The following is a 16,258-nucleotide window of genomic DNA, read 5'->3' as shown; positions in this document are numbered from 1 at the left end:
GATTCATAAAGACGTCCGAGCGTCCGGGGCTGCATTCCCACGCGGAGCGTGGGAACGATGATAAACCACGTAACCGTAGAGTTTTAAATCTGTGTGTTGGCGTCGGTATTGCCAACTGTCGAGGACGATTTGCACGGTTTCCGGGCGGGTAAACACGGCCAGCCATTCCACGACGGTGCAAGTCATGAAATGGGGTTTGTCGGCTTCGGTGATGAGATAACGGCTTCTTCCCATGCTTTACCTTGATTCATAAAAACGCCCGAGCGTCCGGGGCTGCATTCCCACGCGGAGCGTGGGAACGATGAAAATTCAGCCGTTGGCGCCAACGGCTCACCGGAACGCGCCAACCATCCGGCCGTTGGCGCCAACCGTCGAAAATCACACGCGGTGGACCAAAAAGTTGGCGCCGTCGGGCCGATTTTCCGCGCCCATCAAGCGAGACATTTTTTCAATTGATGGGGCAGGAAGAATTCCACGTGGGCACAAAGACCGTGCCTACCCTACAGGGCTACCGTCTTCGACGATGCGGCCTTGGTCGGACACCAAGACTTGTTGGCACGCTTTTTTGTGCCCACGCGGGGTTAACGTTACTTCGCTGAACTGGTGAGCAGAACAGCATTGCCTACCCTTCTGGACTTTGTATTTGAATCAACTAAACCACGTCCTCCGGCAAAAACCCGCCGGCCTGCATCGTCCACAAGCGGTGGTAAAAGCCTTGCCGGTCCAGCAATTCCTGATGGCTGCCGTCTTCGACGATGCGGCCTTGGTCGAACACCAGAATGCGGTCCAGATGGGCGATCGTGGAAAGGCGGTGGGCGATGGCGATGACGGTCTTTTGGCCCATCACCCGTTCCAGGTTTTCCTGGATGGTTTTTTCGGTGACCGAGTCCAGGCTGGAGGTGGCTTCGTCCAGGATCAGAATCGGCGCGTCCTTGAGCATGACGCGGGCGATGGCGATGCGTTGACGCTGGCCGCCGGAGAGTTTGACGCCGCGCTCGCCGACCAGCGACTCGTAGCCTTCCGGCATCGCGTCGATGAAGCCATCGGCGTGGGCCAGGCGGGCGGCGGCGGCGATGGCTGCGCTGTCGGCGTCCGGCTGGCCGTAGCCGATATTCTCGCGCAGGCTGCGGTGGAACAGGCTGGGGTCTTGCGGGATCAGACTGACCTGGCTGTGCAAGGATGCCTGAGTCACCGCGACGATGTCCTGACCGTCGATCAGGATTTGGCCGGATTGCGGCTCGAAGTTGCGCAAAATCAGGTTGACGAACGTCGATTTACCGGAGCCGGAGAAGCCGACCAGCCCAACCCGCTGACCGGGTTCTATCGTGACGTTAAGCCGATCGAACACGCGGCGCTCGGGCTCGTACCCGAAACAGACCTGGCGAAACTCGATCCGTCCCTGGCTGACTTGCAAGGCTTGCGCGTCCGGCGCATCGACGATTTCGTGGCTTTGCACAATGGTCTCGACGCCGTTGGCGACGTTGCCGACGTATTCGAAGAACTCCAGAAAGCGCCGGCTCAGGTTGCGGGCGTCGTTGATGATCAGCAAGGCCAAACCGGTCGCCATCGCGAAGTCGCCGACGCCGATCGCGCCGTCCCGCCACAACTGCAAGGCATAGGCGATCGTGCCGATCTTCAGGATCGCGGCGGCGGTGAATTGAAACCAGCGCACCCGCTCCATGTACCAGAAGGTGCGGCGGGCGGTTTTCAATTCGGTATCCAGATAGCCGTCCAGGTATTCGCGCTCGGCGCCGAGGCGGGCGAACAACTTGGCGTTGAGGATATTGGTCACGGCATCGACGATCTTGCCGTTGACCAGGCTGCGGGTGGCCGCGTAGTTTTGCGCGTAAGGCTGGCAACGGGTCGCCAGCCAATAGGAAATCAGCACGTACACGCCGACCCAGCCGGCGACGTAGCCGCCCAAGCCTTGATGGGCGTTGAGCAACAGGCCGATCGATACCGCGAAGGTCACGCCGATCGGCCAGAAATCGCAGATGACGGACCAAGTGGTGTGATTGACGCTGATCGCGGTTTCGCTGATCCGGTGCGCCAGGCCGCCGGCGAAGTGGTTGGCGAAGTAGCGCGGCGCGTGGCATTGCAGATAGGCGAACAACATCCGGGTGGTGTTCTGGCGCAAACGCGGACCGATCAGAATCAGCACCGCGCCGCTGGCCCGGCTGGAAACGATTTCGCCGACATTCAGCGCCGCCAGTAGAATCAAGGGGTCGCGGAACACCGCCCACCAATCGCCGCCCGGTGGCGCGGCGGCCACCGCATCCATCAAGGCCTTCACCGCGTAAGGCACCAGGATACCGCCGGCGGCTTGGCCGGTTTCCAGGATCAACATCAGCAACAGTAACCAACGATACGGCCGCAGACAAAACAATACGAAACGAAACAAGCCGGTGGGCAGCGCGGGCGCGTCGGCGGAACGTCGCAAGTCCGACGGAGACTGGGATTTGAGCATGACGGAAACGGGGAACGAAGCAAGGGCCATTATAACGAATCGGCCGACCCGCGCCCGGTTGGCGGGATTCGAATCAGTACCGTAAACGGTACCAGAACATGCCAACCGCTTCGTGGGCCAGCAAGAACACATTCGACCACGCCGAAACCGACGGCAGCCAATCGGCCCAGGTCAACGGACCTTCGCGGCCGATGAAGGCGGTCGGCGCCGGTACAACCCTAAACCCGGCCTTGCGAAACTCCAGCTCGGCGCGCGGCATGTGGTAGGCCTGAGTCACCAGCACGATGCGGTCGATGCCGAGTTCGTGCAAAAGCGCGTAACTGAAGCGGGCATTTTCGGCGGTGTTGCGGCTGGCGGTTTCCCGCCAGGGTTGTGGGACGCCGTATTCGCTTTCCAGCATCTCCGCCATCAAGCCGGCTTCGCTGATCTCCGGCGCTTCCGGACTGCCGCCGCCGGAGGCCAACACCGGCAGATTCAAGGCCAGCGCCAATTTGGCGGCGTACCGCGCCCGAATCAGGCTGCGCGGATGCAGGGTCACGCCGTCGGGGTATTCGCTTTCGCCGTACAGCAAGCCGCCGCCGATCACTACCAGGGCTTGGGGTTGAACTTGCGCGTAAGCATCCCGTGCCAACGGCGGAAAGCGTTCCCAAGCCAGCGCCAGCCGGTTGACGACCGCAGGCAAGCTCAACAGCAACAGCAAGATCAGACAAATCAGCGCCACGCGTCCTCCCGATTTACGTTTGCCGGCCAGCGCCAGGATCGCCGCCAACAGCAAGCCCAACGGCGGCAACAACAAAGCTTTGGCGATATAGAGCGCGATGAACGACATCGGCGCCGGTGTCCGTTAACCCGCCACCGCCGACGCCGCGCTTAGCCGTGCAACCGGGAAATCCCCACCGCTTCGCGCAAGCGTTCGATAAACGGCCGACTGATGGCTCTGGCTTTTTCGGCGCCTTCCCGCAATTGCTGTTCGATATGCTCGGGCGCTTCCAGCAAGGCTTCGTAGCGCTCGCGGGCCGGGGCGATTTCGTCGTTGATTTTTTCGAACAGCACTTGCTTCATTTCGCCCCAGCCTATGCCTTCGGCGTAGCGCTGGCGTATCGCCTCGACTTCGTGATGATTGGCGAAGGCCTGATAAATACCGAACAGCGTGCAGCCTTCGGTATCCTTGGGTTCGCCCGGCTCCAGCGAATTGGTCTTGATCTTGTTGATCAGCTTGCGCAGTTTCTTTTCCGGCTCGAACAGCGGTATCGTGTTGTTGTAGCTCTTGCTCATCTTGCGGCCGTCCAGGCCCAGCAAGGTGGCGGCGTTGTCGTCCAATACCGCTTCCGGCAACGCGAAGTGCTCGCCGTAGATATGATTAAAGCGGCTGGCGATGTCGCGGGCCATTTCGATGTGCTGGATTTGATCCTTGCCGACCGGCACCTTGTTGGCGTTGAACATCAAGATGTCGGCCGCCATCAGGATCGGGTAGCTGAACAAGCCCATCGTGATGCCTTTGTCCGGATCGTTGCCCTCGGTTTCTTCGTTTTCGGCGACGGCGGCTTTATAGGCATGCGCTCGATTCATCAAACCCTTGGCGGTCACGCAAGTCAGCATCCAGGTCAGTTCCAGGATTTCCGGCACGTCCGATTGGCGGTAGAACACCGCGTTGGCGGTATCCAAGCCCAGCGCCAGCCAGGTGGCGGCGATTTCCAGGCTGGATTGCTTGACCCTGGCCGGCTCGCTGCATTTGATCAGCGCGTGATAGTCGGCCAAAAAATAAAACGGCCGGACTTGCTCGTCCTTGCTGGCCTGGATGGCCGGCCGAATCGCCCCGGCGTAATTGCCCAGATGCGGCGTGCCGGTGGTGGTGATGCCGGTCAGAACGATGGATTTGCTCATGCGTATGCCTAAAGACTGTCGAGAAAAGTGGCGGGATTTTACACAAATCGCCCCGCCGCGTCAGGCGCAAAACGCGGGGCAAGCCGTTACTAGCCGGGTTGTCGGAGCCGTCACAAGCCGGACAAAAAGGCCGGGCGCGGCCGCGAACTCAGGGCTATTTGCCAAGCAGAATCGCCCGTTTTTATGTACACTCAATCCGGTTTATTTACTATCACTGCTGGAACCACGCGGAGGGCCCATGCTGACTCATGACGAAAAACGCGATTACATCCGGATGGATGTGGACTGTGACATCACTTACCGGGCGGCGGATTCCGATGAGATCAAGGTGGGCCGTTGCTTGACCTTGAGCGGAGCCGGCGTGTCGTTTATCGCGGAACGGTCCTTCGACATCGGCGCGGCGATGGAAGTCAGCATTATCCCGAAAACCTCGATCACCCCGCCGATGACGGCCTTCATCGAGGTGGTGCGTAGCGTTCGGCAAGCCGATGCCAGCTATGAAATCGCCGCCTCGATCAAAAGCATCAAGGGCAACTGACACCCTCGCCCCGACAGGGATGTAAACTCAAATCTATGTTCGTCATCACCAAAGAAGTTTATTTTTGCTACGGCCACCGGCTGATGAACCATCCGGGCAAGTGCCGCAACCTGCACGGCCACAGCGTCAAGGCCAGTATCTCGATCCGCGCCGCCCAGTTGAACGAACAAGCCATGGTCTGCGACTTTTCCGACGTCAAGGCCTGCGTGGAAACCTTTATCGACGACGTGCTGGACCACAATTTTCTGTTACACAAGGACGATCCGCTGATTCCGGCCCTGACCGCCCACAACGAGCAATTTCTAGCGCTGGACGAGCATCCGACCGCCGAAGTGCTGAGTAAAATGATTTACCAATACGTCAAGCAACGCGGCTTCGACGTCGATCAGGTGGTACTGTGGGAAACATCCAGCGCCTGCGCCTGCTACCGGGAAGACTGACATGAGCTTGGTGCATCCGGTCAATACCTCGCTGTGCCTGGAAAAGCTGTGCGAATCCAACTACCAGAAATTGTTCCGGCTGATTCCCAATCTGAGCGCCTTCGATAAGACCGCGGTCGGCATCACCGGCAACAAGCCGGCCCTGCATCTGGAAGTGTTGGAGCGCAATCCCTATACCTTGACGATAGAACTCAGCCATTGCTTCGGTACCCATTTGAGCGAGCTGATGGTACCGGCGGTCAAAATCCGCATTTATCTGGACGCCAAACTGGCCGAAGCGATCCGCGATCATGAACGGCCGGCCGTCGATCAGGTGTTCCCCAATCCGGGCCGATTACTGGAAATCCAGAATTACAAATGGCGCTTGAATTACTTCCTGGAAAAGTGGCTGGACCACTGCCTGAAAACCGAATACCGCTTCGATTCCAGGCCTCACGCCGTCTGACGCTGCAAGGCTGCCCGCACGCAGCGCAGCACGCCGTAGCCGTAAGCCCCACCCAATTGTTCGTAAACCGGTTTTAGCGCGTTGCGTTGCGCCTCCGGCAGAGCCAATATCGCTTGCTCGATTTCGGCGATTTCGGCCGAACCCAAACTCAATACTTCGTCCAGCGCGACGAGCCCCGCTTCCAGGGCCTTAGCCATGTGGCTGTAAACGGTTTCCGCCGTCAGACCGCGCTGGCCGGCCACCTGCTCGACGCTGTAGCCCAAGCGGAACAAGGCCAAACTTTCCCCAACGGTGTCGCCTGCCGGACGGTCGTCGAACTCGGCCAACACGGCCAGGAAATCGTCGCCGTACAATGCCAATTTGCGCTGACCGACGCCGGAGATGCGCGCCAACTGCTGGTGATCGCGCGGCCGGTTTTCCACCATCGCCATCAAGGTGGCGTCGTTGAAAATGATGTAGGGTGGCACGTCCTGGGCATCGGCCAATTCGCGGCGCTTGGCGCGCAAGGCTTCCCACAGCGCGCTGTCGGCCGCGCCGCCGGGTTGGCGCTTTTCAACGCGATCGCGGCCAACCTTCGCGGTTTGCGCATCCTTGCGCAGCATCAAGGTTTGTTCGCCGCGCAATACCGGCCGGCAAGCATCGGTTAGTTTCAGGCTGCCGTGACCTTCGAAATCGACTTCGACCAAGGACTTGGCGACCAACTGGCGAAACACCGAACGCCAAGTTTTTTCGTCCAGCGCCTTGCCGATACCGAAGGTCGATTGCCGGTCGTGGCCGTTGCTGCGAATCCTCTCGTCGCTCTTGCCCAGCAATACGTCGATCAAATAAGTCGCGCCGAAGCGTTGGCCGGTGCGGTAAATGCAAGACAGGGCCTGCTGGGCGGCCACGCTGCCGTCCCAGGTCGCCACCGGTTCCAGGCAAGTATCACAGTTTCCGCAATAGTACTTAGGACCGTCGGTCGCTCCCGGCGTCGTGCCTTCCACGACACTTGTACATCCCTGTACATCGCCGAAGTAGGCCAGCAGCGCCTGGCGCCGGCAGCCGACCATCTCGCATAACGCCAACATCGCATCCAGTTTGTGGTACTCGACCCGCTTATGCGCCTCGTCGGCATTCGACGACGCCAGCATTTGCCGTAACGTCAACACGTCTTGCAAGCCGTAAGCCATCCAGGCGTTGGCCGGTAAGCCGTCGCGGCCGGCCCGACCGGTTTCCTGATAGTAGGCTTCGACGCTTTTAGGCAAGTCCAGATGAGCGACAAAGCGCACGTTGGGTTTGTCTATGCCCATGCCGAAAGCGATGGTCGCGACGATAATCAGGCCATCCTCCATCAAAAACTGATGCTGGTTTTTTTGGCGCAGAGCATGGTCCATGCCGGCATGATAGGGCAGCGCCCGCAAACCTTTCTGATTCAGCCAGTCGGCGGTTTCCTCGACTTTTTTGCGCGACAAGCAATAAACGATGCCGGTATCGCCGGGATGCTCGGTGCGGATGAAGTTCAACAGTTGCTGGCGGGCATTGTCTTTTTGAACGATGCGGTAGCGAATATTGGGCCGGTCGAAGCCGCTGACGAAAACCCGCGCCTGCTCCAAGCCCAAGCGGACGATGATTTCCTGGCGGGTGCGCTCGTCGGCGGTGGCGGTCAGCGCGATGCGCGGCACTTGCGGAAATTGTTGGTGCAACACCGACAGCAGCAGGTAATCGGCGCGAAAATCGTGGCCCCATTGAGAGACGCAATGCGCTTCGTCGATCGCGAACAACGCAATCCGGCAGCGGCCGAACAAGGCCTGAGTTCGGGCATTGGATAACCGTTCCGGGGCGATGTAGAGCAAATCCAGTTCGCCGTTCAGCAAGGCCTGCTCGGTGGCGCGAACCTGTTCCAAATCCAGCGTCGAATTCAAATACGCCGCGCGCACGCCGAGCTGGTGCAAGGCGCTGACTTGATCCTGCATCAACGCGATCAGCGGCGAAATGACGATGCCGACGCCGTCCCTGACCAAGGCCGGCACCTGGTAACACAGCGACTTGCCGCCGCCGGTCGGCATCAGCACCAACGCATCTTGCCCGGCGACGACGCTATCGATGATGGCCTGCTGCGGGCCGCGAAAACTGGCATAGCCGAACACGTTGCGCAGGACGTCCAAGGCGGGATTGGCGGTCATGAATCGATATTAGAAATGGATAGATCGGAACGAAAGCATCGCCATATTAAAACATAGTTGGCGCCGGCGGCCGCCCGGCTCGCGCCTCCGATCCCAAACAGCAATTCGCGCCGAACGGTCGACCGATTTCAACAAATCCCCCTCCCCCTATATAATGCCGGGCTTCTTGGAGACGCCTCGGCGCTTAATCACTGATTCGATGAACATCACCTATTGCGAGTTACCCGACCGCCTGAAGTACCTGATCGACAACGATCAACAATATCTACTAAAACAGGGGCTGAAAGGCATAGAGAAGGAAAGCCTGCGCATTACCGAACACGGTGTGATTGCCCAAACCCCGCATCCGCGGGCCTTGGGTTCGGCGCTGACCCACCCTTACCTGACCACCGATTATTCGGAAGCGCTGCTGGAATTCATCACGCCGCCGTTCTCCGACATCAAGCAAACCTTGCATTACATGCACCAGTTGCACCAGTTCGTCTACCCGCATCTGGGCGACGAGATGTTGCTGGCCACCAGCATGCCCTGCGGTATCGACGGCGACTTGAGTATCCCGATCGCCGAATACGGCCGCTCCAATATCGGCAAGATGAAGCACGTATACCGCAAGGGTTTATGGCACCGTTACGGCCGCACGATGCAAGCCATCGCCGGCATTCATTTCAATTATTCGGTTCCGGAAGCCCTGTGGCCGGCCTTATATAGCTACGCCGGCAACGGCGCCACGTTGGAAGAGTTTATTTCCAAGGCCTACTTCGGGCTGATCCGCAATTTCCACCGCCAGGGCTGGCTGATTTTATACTTGTTCGGCGCATCGCCGGCCATCTGCAAAAGCTTCTTTAAAAGCCGCCCGCAGTTGATGGAGCAATTCAAGGAATTCGACGAACACACGCTATTTCATCCCTACGCCACCTCGCTGCGAATGAGCGACATCGGCTACAAGAGCAAAAACCAGGCGGGCTTGAAAATCGACTACAACTCGCTGGACGGTTACGTCGACAGTTTGACGGCCGCGATCAGCACCCCCTACCCGGATTACGAAAAAATCGGCGTCAAGGTCGACGGCGAGTATCAACAACTAAACGCCAACATCCTGCAAATCGAGAACGAGTTTTACAGCACGATGCGGCCCAAGCAAATCGCCCAATCCGGCGAAAAACCGACGCTGGCGCTGAAGCGACGCGGGGTGCTTTACGTGGAAATGCGCTCGCTGGATTTGAATCTGCTGAATCCGATCGGCATCGACGAAAGCACCGCCCGCTTCGTGGAAGCGTTTTTGCTGTACTGTCTGCTCCAAGACAGCCCGCCGCAATGCCCGGACGAGTTTCAGGTCAACAATAGCAACCAGTTGTTGGTAGCCAATCAAGGCCGCCGCCCCGGACTGGAGCTGAGCCGCAACGGCCAAACCCTGACCTTGCAACAATGGGCCCACGATATTCTCTACGCGATGCAAGCAATCTGCGCGGTGCTGGACCGAGGCAGCCTGGATAGACCCTATCAATTGGCCTTGCAACAGCAACTGGCGGTGGTGGACAATCCGGCCTTGACGCCGTCGGCGCGCATCCTGGCCTGCATGCGCGAGAACGGCCAGGAATTCGGCTGTTTCGCCAGCAATACATCGGCGCTGCACAAGCATTATTTCAATGCCGAACCGCTGGACGATGCGACCCAGCAACAATTCGAGGCGATGGCCGCCGCTTCGCTACAAAAACAACGCGACATCGAAGCCTCGGACACGTTGGACTTCGACGAATATTTATCCCGTTATTTCGCCCAGAGCTGAACCGATGACCGCATTCGACCTTACTACCGCTGAATCCGAACTACAAGGCAAGAATCCCCGCACCATCCTGAAAACCGCGCTGGCCCATTTCGACAATATCGCCATTTCATTCAGCGGTGCCGAGGATGTGGTATTGATCGATCTGGCCCTGCAAATCAGAAAAGACATACAGGTGTTTTCGCTGGATACCGGCCGGCTGCATCCCGAGACTTACCGCTTTATCGACCGGGTACGCAAGCATTACGGCATCGCGATCGAGATTCTCAGCCCCGATTACGTCAGTCTGGAAGCCTTCGTCAAGGAAAAAGGCTTGTTCAGTTTTTACGATGAGGGCCACCAACAATGCTGCGGCATCCGCAAGGTCGAACCGTTGAAACGCAAGTTGGCTAGCTTGGATGCCTGGATCACCGGCCAACGCAAGGATCAAAGCGTGGACACGCGCGGCTATATTCCGGAAGTGCAACTGGACGCCGGCTTTTCCGGACCTGGTAAGCAGCTAATCAAATTCAATCCGCTGCTGAATTGGTCGTCGGCACAGGTTTGGGATTACATCGAGGCTTATCAGGTGCCGTTCAACGACTTGCACCAACACGGCTATATCAGTATCGGATGCGAGCCCTGTACCCGGCCGGTTTTGCCCAATCAGCATGAACGCGCCGGCCGCTGGTGGTGGGAAGAAGCCACCAAGAAAGAATGCGGCTTGCACGGAGGAAACGTCAAGACGCCTGAGTAAGCCAATCCCAGGATTCCTATAATCATTGCTCCAGCTTTGCCGGCCATGAAAACCACGTCCGTGCGTCCCGACATACAGTTTTTGCGCGGCATCGCGATCCTCGCCGTGCTGATTTTCCACTCGGAAGTCGTTCCGCTCAGCGGCGGCTATCTGGGCGTGGACGTGTTTTTCGTGATTTCCGGCTATTTAATCACGTCGATTATCCTGCGGGACCTGGCCGCCGACCGATTTTCCTTCCTGCGCTTTTATGCCAGACGCGCCAAAAGGCTGTTGCCCGCCGCCTATTGCACGTTGATTTTTACCAGCCTGCTCGGCGCGACGGTGCTGAGCGCTGAACAGTGGGACGACTTCGTTAAGCAACTGATCGGGACCGTCACCTTTACCGCCAATATCGTATTGCCGTTTCAGTCCGGTTATTTCGAAACCGCGGCGGAAAGTAAGCCGCTACTGCATACCTGGTCGTTGTCGGTCGAAGAACAATATTACTTGTGCATTCCACTGATGCTTTATTTGATCAGGCCCCGCTGGCGTTTTCCGGCACTGGCAGTCGCGACCTTGCTCAGTCTGAGCCTGTGCTTGATTTTCGTCAGTTTTAGGCTGAGTTATTGGCGCTTGCCCGAACTCGACTCGCCGACTGCCGCCTTTTTTTTCCTACCCACCCGCGCTTGGGAGATGCTGACCGGATCGTTGCTGGCTTGGCGCATGTTGAAAGCCCCTGCCTTAAACGTTACCAAGCGTGTCAAACTACCGGCCTTGCTGCTGATTGGCTATTTATGCGCCGCGCCTATCGATAGCGCCCATCCCCGCATTGATGCGCTGCTAGTGGTGATGGCCACGGCCGTGCTGATCGCCGGCAATAGCGACTGGCTAGCACAAAATTTACTGACCCGCGCCGTCGAAAAACTGGGCGACTGGTCGTATTCGCTCTATCTGGTACATTGGCCGCTATTTGCATTGGCCAGAACCGCCTATCTCGACGCCGTCCCGTTATACGTCAAATACCTGCTGTTGCTCGCCGCACTGGTGCTGGCTTATCTACAATTCGAATACGTGGAACAGCGCTTCCGCTACGGCTGGCAAGTCAATCGAAATAAGACCTTTAAATGGCTGGCCGCCGCGTCGCTGTTGGTGGTTATAACACCGCTATCCGCCGATTTACTCAGGTCATGGAATGGCTCCGCCGCCAAACCTACCTCGAGGACGCCGAATTGGGGCTTAAAGCAGGCTTGCTCCGCGGGCAGTTTGGTGTTCGAGCACCCGGAACAATGCAGCTCCGCCGCGCAACCGGTCTACGCGCTGTGGGGCGATAGTTACACGATGCATTTGATACCCGGCTTGCAAAACGAAAAACCGATCGCCGAATCGATGATCCAAATTACGATGGCAGCCTGCGCGCCAATCCTGGGTCTGGCTTCGCTGGACAAAAATTACGATGAAACTTGGGCCGAACGCTGTCTGGCTTTCAATGAAAAAGCCATCCGCTTTATCGAATCCAGTCCGTCGATCCGTTACGTGATCATGAGTTCGCCCTACTCCGGCTATTTCGACGAAGGCGAACTGACGCAATTTTATCAAGGCAAAAAAATCGTCGGCAACCGCGCGCTCGCGGTAGAACAAATGTTGGCCACACTCGCCAGACTGACCGCTAGCGGCAAAATACCGGTATTGATCGCCCCGCCCCCCAGACCTGGGTTCGATGTCGGCGAATGTTGGCGACACAAGCAAAGCGGCTTGCTGGTGCTTGGCCGTCACGACTGCAATTTTCGCTTCGAAGAACACCAAGTCTATCAGCGCGGCATTATCGACAGCTTGACCGAAGTCCAACAACGCAGTCGGAGTAGTTTACTGCGCTTCGACGATATTTTATGCGAGGATGGATACTGTCGAACGCGGTTGGCGGACGGCACGTCGATTTACAAAGACGGCGGGCACTTATCGGTAGCAGGATCGGAATGGGCGGTACCGCAGTTAGGCTTATCCAAACTGGAAACGCCTAGCTCCCAAGACCCCTAGTGTCACTGCTCCAATCCGCGCTGAATCCCTAGGCCCCACACCGAACCGGTCGCCACACATCCGCCAGCTAGCGTCTATCGGTTACCGGAATTTCTGGGAGGGGTGTTTGTAGAAACGCACGAGCAAATAGCGAATGGGGTGGTCGCTCGCGACAACTCAGCCCGGAACCGGGTTTAGACCGTTCTCGCGCGTACCAGCGAGGTTTGCAAGAAGTGGCGTCCCCACGGGGGTTCGAACCCCGGTTACCGCCGTGAAAGGGCGGTGTCCTAGGCCACTAGACGATGGGGACCAAGAACATTTTTACTGCGGATTTTAGAATTGCTTTTCGAACAACACACCGAGTGCGTTGGCGTCCCCACGGGGGTTCGAACCCCGGTTACCGCCGTGAAAGGGCGGTGTCCTAGGCCACTAGACGATGGGGACTAAGACGAAATCAACTATTGGTGGAGCCAAGGAGGATCGAACTCCTGACCTCTTGCATGCCATGCAAGCGCTCTCCCAGCTGAGCTATGGCCCCGTAGCTGATTCCGACTATTATACAGACTTAAAAATCTCTGTCTATCAATTTTCGTGATCTTCGATAAATTTGATCGCGCGCGCAATCCGATCCAGGGTTTTTTCGCGGCCCAGCAAGGCCAGCGTCGCATCGATGGCCGGCGACACCGCGCCGCCGCAAACCGCGACGCGCAAAGGTTGCGCGACCTTGCCGAGATTCAGTTGCAACTTTTCGGCGGTATCCAGCACCACTTGATGCAAGGGCTCGGCCGACCAATCCGCCAAGGCGTCGAAACCGGACCACACCGCCTGTAACACGTCCTCGACGCCGGGCTTGAAGTTCTTTTTGACAGCCTTGTCGTCGTAACTATCGAAGTCCCGATAAAAATACAGACTCTCATCGGCCATCTGCACCAACGTCTTGCAACGCTCCCGTTGCAACTTGACGACGTCGATCAAGGCCGGGCCGGTTACCGGATCGATACCCCGCTCGCCCATGTGCCAAGCCAGATGCCGAGCGACATGGGCCGGGTCGCTGCTCATGATGTACTGGTGGTTCAACCAGATTAGCTTGTCGGTATTGAAGGTCGACGCGGAGACATTGACCTTCTCCAGCTCGAACAAGGCAATCATCTCGTCGATCGAAAACAACTCCTGATCGCCGTGCGACCAGCCTAGCCGTACCAGATAATTCAGCAAGGCTTCCGGCAGATAACCGTCGTTGCGGTATTGCATCACGCTAACCGCGCCGTGACGTTTCGACAAGCGCGCGCCGTCGGAACCCAAGATCATCGGTACGTGCGCGTAGACCGGCAAGGTTGCGTCAAGCGCCTTTAGAATATTGATTTGCCGGGGGGTGTTGTTGACGTGGTCGTCGCCGCGAATCACATGAGTCACGCCCATATCCATGTCGTCGACGACGACGGTCAGATTGTAGGTCGGCGTGCCGTCGGAACGGGCGACGATTAAGTCATCCAGCTCCTTATTGGCAACCACAATCCGGCCCTTGACCAAATCTTCGATCACCACGTCGCCGTGATCCGGATTGCGAAACCGCACCACTCTTTCCCGTTCCGGCTGATCGGCGCTATCCCGACATTTGCCGTTGTAGCGCGGCTTTTCCTTATCCGCCATTTGTTGCTCTCGCAACGCATCCAGTTCTTCACGGCTGCAATAGCAATAATAGGCATCGCCCTGATCGAGCAATTGTTGAATGACTTCCTTGTAGCGATCGAAGCGATGGGTTTGGTAAAACGGCCCCTCGTCGTATTCCAGTCCCAGCCAGGTCATGCCTTCCAGAATCGCATTGACCGATTCCTGGCTGGAGCGCTCCAAATCGGTGTCTTCGATCCGCAAGATAAACTTGCCCCCATGCTTGCGGGCGTACAACCAGGAAAACAGCGCGGTTCGGGCGCCGCCCACGTGCAGGTAACCGGTCGGACTCGGTGCAAATCGGGTTCTAATACTCATCTTCACTTATTTACTGGTTAAAAATCTTTTAGCGTATTCGGTCGGTATCGATCGCGCGGCATTCAAGCGCATCGCCTGATAATTGAATTGCACGCTGCCCTTGGCGGCGTCGTTGCGACCCAAGATCGCCAACGAAGTCGCATGGCCCTGCGCGGCGGCTTTTTCGTACCACTGGGTCGCCTTATCGGTATCGCCGGTCACACCCAGGCCGCGATCGTACAATGCCCCCATGACCACCTGCGCGTCGACGATGCCCTGCTTGGCAGCCTTCTCCATCCATTCGGCGGCAAGTTTCTCGTTCTTCTCGTAACCGTCCCGGCCCAATAAATACAAGGATGCCAGCTTGGCTTGCGCCTGTGGACTGCCTTGTTCGGCGGCTTGCAAAACCTCGTCCGCCCAAGCTGACGACAGTTGCAGCAATATCAAACATAACCCTATCAATCTGCCCATCATTCCCCCCAAAAAGGCCATTCGCAAACCTACATTATTTCATGGCCCCGCATCCAGGTGAACGTAGTACAAAAAAATAAGGGTTTGATGTTAGACTTAAGCACCCAAGGCATCCAAACTCGGCCTTGCCGCTACCAAGAATAACAACAGGAGAATTCCACCATGAAAAAAACCTTACTCGTTACGGCCGGCTTGGCGGGCGCTATTTTGTCCGGTTGCGCGACTCAATCGAGCAATACCTTCCAGGCATTCCAACCCGAAGACCTGAACGCCTTGGTCAAATCCGGAAAACTGGTTCAGAAAACCAATAGCTTCCTGGTCGTCAACGATTCGTCCTCTTCGATGAGCCGCACCTTCGTCAATTCTGCCGAATACAGCGGTACCAAACTTGATGTCGAGAAAAACCTGCTCAACAAATTCAACAAATCCATTCCCAGCATCCCGTTGACTTCCGGCCTGCGCAGCTTCGGTTTCGGCCCTTGCCTGGATTGGAGCGCGACTAAGTTGAACCAGCCGCTGCAAAGCTACACTCAAGCCGGTTTCGAAAGCTCGCTAAGTTCGTTGACCTGTTCCAGCGGCGGTACCCCGTTGGCAACCGCGTTGGAAGCGACCAACCAAGACCTGGCCGGCGGCACCGGCAATTTGGCGCTGATCGTATTGAGCGACGGCATCGAAGAGTCCTCGCCCGCCCCGGCCGCCGCCGCCCTGAAAGCTCAGTACGGCGACCGCTTATGCATCTACACGGTGTGGGTCGGTAACGACGAAGACGCCGCCGGGCAAGCCGAATTGCAACAAATCGCCGATGCCGGCGGTTGCGGCTTTTCGACCACGGCCGATGCGATCAGCTCTCCGAAAGACATGAGCGACTTCGTTAAAAACGTATTCCTGAAAGCCGGCACTCCACCCGCCGTCGCCGACTGCTCGAAACAGGACGACGATAAGGACGGCGTCAACAACTGCGCCGACAAATGCCCCGACACCCCGAAAGGCGCGATCGTCGATAAAGACGGTTGCTGGGCGTTCCGCGGCGTATTGTTCGACTTCGACAAGTCCGACATCAAATCCAAATACCACCCGCTGATCCAAAACGCGGTCGAAGTGATGAAACTGAACCCCGGCCTGACGGTCGAGATTCAAGGTCATACCGACAGCTACGGCAGCGACGCCTATAACGAAAAACTGTCGCAACGCCGCGCCAACGCGGTCAGAAACGAGTTGATCAAACAAGGCGTCGACGGCAAACGTTTGACCGCGGAAGGTTTCGGCGAATCGCAACCGGTCGATACCAACGAAACCGACGAGGGCCGCGCTTACAACCGCCGCGTCGTCTACAAACGCACCGACCGTTAATTCGCGCCGTCTGGCGGAGTAAAAC

The 16,258-nt window shown here is 57.7% G+C and carries 14 protein-coding genes and 3 tRNA genes; 7 read left to right on the top strand and 10 right to left on the bottom strand.

Annotation, left to right across the window (positions count from 1 at the left end; all coding sequences use genetic code 11):
- Positions 1-3: 3 nt before the first annotated feature.
- From ACQE3D_RS10075 to ACQE3D_RS10060, 4 genes are all read right to left on the bottom strand, one after another.
- On the bottom strand, positions 4-234 hold the full coding sequence (locus ACQE3D_RS10075) for a hypothetical protein (protein WP_313728090.1): 231 nt from the start codon (positions 232-234) through the stop codon (positions 4-6).
- 418 nt (positions 235-652) lie between these two features.
- Positions 653-2,467, bottom strand: coding sequence for an ABC transporter ATP-binding protein (locus ACQE3D_RS10070; RefSeq protein WP_313728091.1), 1,815 nt, complete (start codon positions 2,465-2,467; stop codon positions 653-655).
- A gap of 73 nt (positions 2,468-2,540) precedes the next feature.
- On the bottom strand, positions 2,541-3,296 hold the full coding sequence (locus ACQE3D_RS10065; RefSeq protein WP_313728092.1) for a YdcF family protein: 756 nt from the start codon (positions 3,294-3,296) through the stop codon (positions 2,541-2,543).
- A 41-nt stretch (positions 3,297-3,337) separates the two neighbouring features.
- Positions 3,338-4,351, bottom strand: a complete 1,014-nt coding sequence (locus ACQE3D_RS10060; protein WP_313728093.1) for a tryptophan--tRNA ligase — start codon at positions 4,349-4,351, stop codon at positions 3,338-3,340.
- A 238-nt stretch (positions 4,352-4,589) separates the two neighbouring features.
- Between ACQE3D_RS10060 and ACQE3D_RS10055 the strand changes: the two genes are divergently transcribed.
- Genes ACQE3D_RS10055 through ACQE3D_RS10045 form a run of 3 tightly spaced genes read left to right on the top strand, consistent with a single transcriptional unit; the run spans position 4,590 to position 5,774 of the window.
- Complete coding sequence (locus ACQE3D_RS10055) at positions 4,590-4,889, top strand: PilZ domain-containing protein (protein WP_064024826.1); 300 nt, start codon at positions 4,590-4,592, stop codon at positions 4,887-4,889.
- 35 nt (positions 4,890-4,924) lie between these two features.
- Complete coding sequence (locus ACQE3D_RS10050) at positions 4,925-5,329, top strand: 6-pyruvoyl trahydropterin synthase family protein (protein ID WP_064024828.1); 405 nt, start codon at positions 4,925-4,927, stop codon at positions 5,327-5,329.
- A gap of 1 nt (position 5,330) precedes the next feature.
- Entirely contained in the window at positions 5,331-5,774 is a 444-nt protein-coding gene (locus ACQE3D_RS10045; protein ID WP_071160660.1) for a DUF1249 domain-containing protein, read from the top strand.
- Here ACQE3D_RS10045 and recQ read toward each other — a convergent pair.
- Positions 5,762-7,936 (bottom strand): DNA helicase RecQ, encoded by a 2,175-nt coding sequence (gene recQ / locus ACQE3D_RS10040; protein WP_313728095.1) that lies wholly within the window; start codon positions 7,934-7,936, stop codon positions 5,762-5,764. The genes ACQE3D_RS10045 and recQ overlap by 13 nt on opposite strands.
- A gap of 199 nt (positions 7,937-8,135) precedes the next feature.
- Between recQ and gshA the strand changes: the two genes are divergently transcribed.
- The 3 genes from gshA to ACQE3D_RS10025 are packed head-to-tail and all read left to right on the top strand — an operon-like array spanning position 8,136 to position 12,468.
- Positions 8,136-9,722 carry a glutamate--cysteine ligase gene (gene gshA / locus ACQE3D_RS10035; RefSeq protein ID WP_313728096.1) on the top strand — a complete coding sequence of 529 codons (1,587 nt, stop codon included), beginning with the start codon at positions 8,136-8,138 and terminating at the stop codon, positions 9,720-9,722.
- A 4-nt stretch (positions 9,723-9,726) separates the two neighbouring features.
- Positions 9,727-10,455: a phosphoadenylyl-sulfate reductase gene (locus ACQE3D_RS10030; protein ID WP_313728097.1), complete on the top strand. Its 729-nt coding sequence runs from the start codon at positions 9,727-9,729 to the stop codon at positions 10,453-10,455.
- A 45-nt stretch (positions 10,456-10,500) separates the two neighbouring features.
- On the top strand, positions 10,501-12,468 hold the full coding sequence (locus ACQE3D_RS10025) for an acyltransferase family protein (RefSeq protein WP_313728098.1): 1,968 nt from the start codon (positions 10,501-10,503) through the stop codon (positions 12,466-12,468).
- A gap of 213 nt (positions 12,469-12,681) precedes the next feature.
- On the opposite strand, the gene ACQE3D_RS10020 is transcribed toward ACQE3D_RS10025, so the two are convergent.
- From ACQE3D_RS10020 to ACQE3D_RS10000, 5 genes are all read right to left on the bottom strand, one after another.
- Positions 12,682-12,757, bottom strand: a tRNA-Glu gene (locus ACQE3D_RS10020).
- 58 nt (positions 12,758-12,815) lie between these two features.
- A tRNA-Glu gene (locus ACQE3D_RS10015) sits at positions 12,816-12,891 on the bottom strand.
- An 18-nt stretch (positions 12,892-12,909) separates the two neighbouring features.
- Positions 12,910-12,985: transfer RNA gene (locus ACQE3D_RS10010), tRNA-Ala, on the bottom strand.
- A 44-nt stretch (positions 12,986-13,029) separates the two neighbouring features.
- The gene (gene gltX / locus ACQE3D_RS10005; RefSeq protein ID WP_313728099.1) at positions 13,030-14,433 is read right to left on the bottom strand and encodes a glutamate--tRNA ligase; all 1,404 of its coding nucleotides are present in this window, start codon (positions 14,431-14,433) and stop codon (positions 13,030-13,032) included.
- 6 nt (positions 14,434-14,439) lie between these two features.
- Complete coding sequence (locus tag ACQE3D_RS10000) at positions 14,440-14,883, bottom strand: tetratricopeptide repeat protein (RefSeq protein WP_313728100.1); 444 nt, start codon at positions 14,881-14,883, stop codon at positions 14,440-14,442.
- A 162-nt stretch (positions 14,884-15,045) separates the two neighbouring features.
- On the opposite strand from ACQE3D_RS10000, the gene ACQE3D_RS09995 reads away from it, so the two are divergent.
- The gene (locus ACQE3D_RS09995) at positions 15,046-16,233 is read left to right on the top strand and encodes an OmpA family protein (protein WP_313728101.1); all 1,188 of its coding nucleotides are present in this window, start codon (positions 15,046-15,048) and stop codon (positions 16,231-16,233) included.
- Positions 16,234-16,258: the final 25 nt, after the last annotated feature.

It is taken from the genome of Methylomonas sp. MS20, from assembly GCF_050275925.1.
Classification (GTDB): domain Bacteria; phylum Pseudomonadota; class Gammaproteobacteria; order Methylococcales; family Methylomonadaceae; genus Methylomonas; species Methylomonas koyamae_A.
This window is presented reverse-complemented; position numbering and strand designations above follow the sequence as displayed.